The following is a 4236-nucleotide window of genomic DNA, read 5'->3' as shown; positions in this document are numbered from 1 at the left end:
CGCGGGCAGCTCCGCCGGCGGGGTGTAGAACGCCGTCCGGTCCGGGGCGTTGGACGAACCGTGGTCGGACGACCCCTGCGCGGCAGCCTCCGGGGCCGCGCTGGTCACGAGAGCCGGAGCCAGGGCCACGACGAGTCCGAGCGCGAGCGCCCCGGCGAGAGGGGACAGGCGTCGGGCGGTCGCCCGGTCGGATGACGGTGGTCTCACGTGTTCTCCAGTGGTGTCGATGCTGCGGGAACGGCTCTGCCTTCGTGCCGCGCTGGACAAAACTATAGCGTTTGTCCTACCTGACGGTGGTGCACCTCACCGCCCGGACCAGTACCGCGGGATCGGCTCACCGGAATCGAATCGGTGGCCGGTGTCGGGGGTCGCTGTTACGGTGGCGCCGTGCAGAACGACGTGCTCATGTGCTGGCGATGCGACCCCGAGTGGATCCGCGTCGCCCACGCCGCCTCGGTGTAGTACGCGCGACACGGACCCACTGGGAACGGGTGGGCCGATCATCAGTCGGGAAATCGGTCCACACCGGACCAGGGGTCGGCCTCGGAAGACCACTGCGGCCGAGCCCGGCCGAGCCCGACCTGATCGAGGAGAACGTCCAGGTGACCGCAAGTCCCCGCACCATCCACCTACCGCTGTCGGAGTCGGACGTCCTGGTGAGCGCTCGTTCGCTGGGGGAGTACACCGACATGTTCGACTTGGACGACGCCGATCTGGGCGGCCGGATAGTCGACTGCCCGGGTGGGGCGGCCAGTGCCGTGGCGGAGATCTGCGCCTCGGGCGGTGACGCGGTCGCGGTGGACCCGCAGTATGCGCTCGGTGGCGGCGACCTGCGGGAGCGGGTCCTGGCGGACCTGGACCGATCGCTCGCCCACTTCCACTCCCGCGATCTCGACTACGACTGGGACGTCCGGGGTGGCGTGGTCGGTCACGAAACCGTCCGCCGGACCGCGGCCGAGTTGATGCTCGCCGATCTCGACGCGGCTCCCGGCAGGTACGTCGCCGGGGCCCTGCCGGATCTCCCGCTGGCCTCCGACTCGGCTGACCTCGTACTGTGCTCCCACCTGCTGTTCACCTACGCGGACCGGATGAGCACGGCAGATCATGTCGACGCGATCGTCGAGATGGCGCGGGTCGCCCCGGAGGTACGCATCTACCCGCTGGTCGACCACTCGGGCACTCCTCTGCCCGAACTGGTCCGCAGCGTGATCGCCAGGCTCAAGAAGGAACGGCTGACCAGCCGCATCGAGCCCGTCGTCCGGCCGTTCCAACTCGCGGCCACCACGCGGTTGGTGGTGGAGCGGACCGCCAACCGGCGACCGTGACGCCGGTCCGCGCTCAGCCGGGCGTGAGGCGCAGGACCTGCTGTCCGGTGAACGGGGAGGTCTCGATGCTGGTGAGCAGTGGCTGCGGCCCGCCCACCTCGAGGGCCTGGCCGGGCTGGAACACCGTGCCCGAGCCCAGCGAGTATGCGATGAGGTCGCACATCTGCCCGTAGAGGGCGCCGGGGGCTCCGGCGACGTCGAGCCGTTCCATGTCCGGGCGGCCGAAACGCCCGAGCCCGCTGGTGTACACGCACGAGGTGGTCTCGGACTGCATACCCGCCCGCACCCCGACCAGGGCGGGCACCGGGAGCGGGTTGCCGGCGACGAGATCGCGGTAGGGGCCGGCCGGCAGGGTGGTGGCCGCGCCGCCGACGCTCACCGCGATAGCGCCGGGCAGAGCGGTCAACGCGGCGGTCACCGTGGCCACCGCGAGTTCGCACCTGAGCGTCTCGAGTCTGGGGTCCAGGTACTCGGGTTCGCCCGGCTCGCCGTCGTCCCCCACCGGACCGAGGCGGAAGGCGGCCACGACGACCTGGGAGCAATGCGTGTCCACCACGCTCTCCCCGCCGTTCCAGATGGCCAGGTTCTCGGTGTACCGGGACGCCTCGCCGTCGGCCACGGGTAGGTCGAGCGGGGTGGCGACGACCGTGACGTCCTCGACCGACACGCCCGTCGCGGGGTCGTCGTCCGTCCCCGGATCGACCTCGTAGGAGCCCTCGAAGATCTCGGCGAGGAGGTCACCGACCTCGCGGTGGCCGGGCGCGGGACGGTCGAGCAGGACGATCGCGACCGGGGTGCTCTTCCAGGACAGATCCTCGCCGGTGCCCGGATCCACGGACGCGCGCGCGTCGGAGCCGGGTTGGTCACGCTCGGGCTGGTCGGGCTGCGGCGACTCGCTCATGCCCCGAGGCTAGCGGGTCAGTTGAGCAGGAAGTCGATGACCAGGCGCTCGAACTTGTCCTTCTGCTCGATCATCGCCCAGTGCCCGCAGCGCGAGAAGGCGTGGAGCTCGGCCCGGGGGAGCTGCCGGAACGCGAAGTGCGCCTGCTCGTAGGGCAACATGCGGTCGTCGCGGCCCCAGATGAGCAGCGTCTCCTGGCGGATCTGGGAGGCCCGGGCGTAGAGCGGCGTGTAGGCGTTCTCGGGCTTGAGGATCGAGCCGAAGATCGCGTACATCCGCTCGACGGCACCCGGGGCGGTGGCGGCCTCGGTGCGCGCGCGGATCAGTTCGTCGGAGACGACCTTCTTGTTGCCCACCATCGTGTCGACCCAGGCGGCCATGGACTCGTCGGAGGGCGAGGCGAGGAAGTCGAACAGGCGTCGCGATCCCTCACTGGGTTCGGGCGTGAACAGCGGTGCCGCCAGGCCGCCGGGGCCCATGAGCGCCATCTTGCGGACGCGGCCGGGGTAGGCCAGGGCGGTCTCGCAGGCGACGTTGCCACCCATCGAGTTGCCGATGATGTCGACCTTCTCGATGCCCTTGGCCTCACAGAACGCGTCGATCGCCTCCGCGGCGATCAGGGGGTAGGCCTTCTCCCACTCGAGATCCGAGCTTCTGCCGAAGCCCGGCATGTCCAGCAGGATCGTGTGGAAACGTTCGGCGAAGACGGGCAGGTTTCCGGAGAAGTTGGACCACGCGGTGACGCCCGGGCCGGAGCCGTGGAGGAACAGGACCGGGACCGTGCTCTCCGGTTCCGTCACGCTCTGCTCCCCCGCCTCGTGGAAGTGCAGCTCGAAGCGGCCGGCGGTGAGGGTCCTGCTGGTGGACTCGAAGTCGAGGGAGCTCATGGGAACCAGGATACTAGAACACGTTCTAGAGTCGGCCGCCTCGGCCGAAATGCGGGCGGCCTCGAAATCAAGTCAGCCGCGCGGGGAGTCCCTGAACATCCCCGCGCGGCGATGGCGAGGACTCTACTCGGAAATTCTCATGTGACAAATAGATAACGATTGTGGAGTTCGTCACATCGTTGATGTGGCTTCGACCGGCCCCTGCCGCGCCCGATGCAGAACGGCATGTTGACGGCGTGTCCAACTGCGGAATGATGATCAGTCCATGACCCGGTCCAGGAACGCGGTGGCGTCCGGCGTCGCCGCATAGACCGTTCCGCTGTGGTCCCTGTCCGGATAGACGTGCAGTTCGAGTGGTTGGCGGTTCAGGGTCATCTCCGCCGCGAGGGACAGCGCGGAGGGTGCGGGCACGTCCAGGTCGAGCAGGCCCTGGCCCAGGAAGACCGGTCGGTCGTATCCGGTGGCCGGGGTCCCCATGTACCGCTGGAGATGGCCGAAGACGTCCGGGATGTCCCTGACCGGCCGGGTAAGCGCCTGGGAGATCTGGAAATCGCCCACCGCCGCCCGCATGTCCTCGTAACAGAGGTGCTCGGCGGCGTCGACCATCTGACGGCCCCGCGGGGTGAGGAACTGGTCGAGCTCGAACTCGGGGTGCTGGTCACGCAGGCCGGCGAGGATGTAGAAGGCGTAGAGGTTGAGTCCGGTGGGCAGTGACACCGGAGGGAAGCCCGGCCCGCCCCACTGGAAGAGGTGTTCGAGGTTGGCCGGCGCACCGGTGGCCACGACGCCGCGGAAATCCAGCCCCGAGGGCGCCCCCAGTTCGGTGGCCCGGGTGGCGGTGACCAGTGCGGCCCCCGCTCCCTGTGACTGGCCAACCAGCGCCCACGTGGGGGAGAGCGGGAGCCCGTCGGCCCGCGCGGCACTGACGGAATCGATGATCCCCCGGGCGGCGACCTGCCCGTTGAGGTAGCTGAGCAGGCCCGGCGTCCCGAGCCCCACGTAGTCCGCGGCCACCACCGCGTACCCCTGCCGCAGCCAGTGCCCCAGGTACTCGGCGTCGCGATCCGAGCGCGGGTGGGTCGACGGTGCGCAGTCGTCGCCGAGCCCGGTGGTCCCGTGCGCC

At 69.8% G+C, this 4236-nt stretch carries 4 protein-coding genes and 1 pseudogene; 1 reads left to right on the top strand and 4 read right to left on the bottom strand.

The window, feature by feature from the left end; all coding sequences use genetic code 11:
* Window positions 1-207, bottom strand: a pseudogene (locus G6027_RS02140) (lipase); the annotation flags it as partial.
* 395 nt (window positions 208-602) lie between these two features.
* Here G6027_RS02140 and G6027_RS02135 point away from each other — a divergent pair.
* Window positions 603-1325, top strand: a complete 723-nt coding sequence (locus G6027_RS02135) for a hypothetical protein (protein ID WP_182634981.1) — start codon at window positions 603-605, stop codon at window positions 1323-1325.
* A gap of 13 nt (window positions 1326-1338) precedes the next feature.
* Here G6027_RS02135 and G6027_RS02130 read toward each other — a convergent pair whose 3' ends face one another.
* From G6027_RS02130 to G6027_RS02120, 3 genes are all read right to left on the bottom strand, one after another.
* The gene (locus G6027_RS02130) at window positions 1339-2226 is read right to left on the bottom strand and encodes a hypothetical protein (RefSeq protein ID WP_182634978.1); all 888 of its coding nucleotides are present in this window, start codon (window positions 2224-2226) and stop codon (window positions 1339-1341) included.
* A 17-nt stretch (window positions 2227-2243) separates the two neighbouring features.
* Complete coding sequence (locus G6027_RS02125; RefSeq protein ID WP_182634976.1) at window positions 2244-3113, bottom strand: alpha/beta fold hydrolase; 870 nt, start codon at window positions 3111-3113, stop codon at window positions 2244-2246.
* Window positions 3114-3371: 258 nt separating this feature from the next.
* Window positions 3372-4236 (bottom strand): lipase family protein (locus G6027_RS02120; protein WP_182634974.1); only part of this gene is annotated, 865 nt, incomplete at its 5' end.

Origin of the sequence: Dietzia sp. SLG310A2-38A2, from assembly GCF_014145095.1 — a bacterium.
In the GTDB taxonomy this organism is placed as follows: Bacteria; Actinomycetota; Actinomycetes; order Mycobacteriales; family Mycobacteriaceae; genus Dietzia.
Note: the sequence above shows the minus strand (reverse complement) of the source record. Positions and strands in the feature narration are given on the sequence as shown.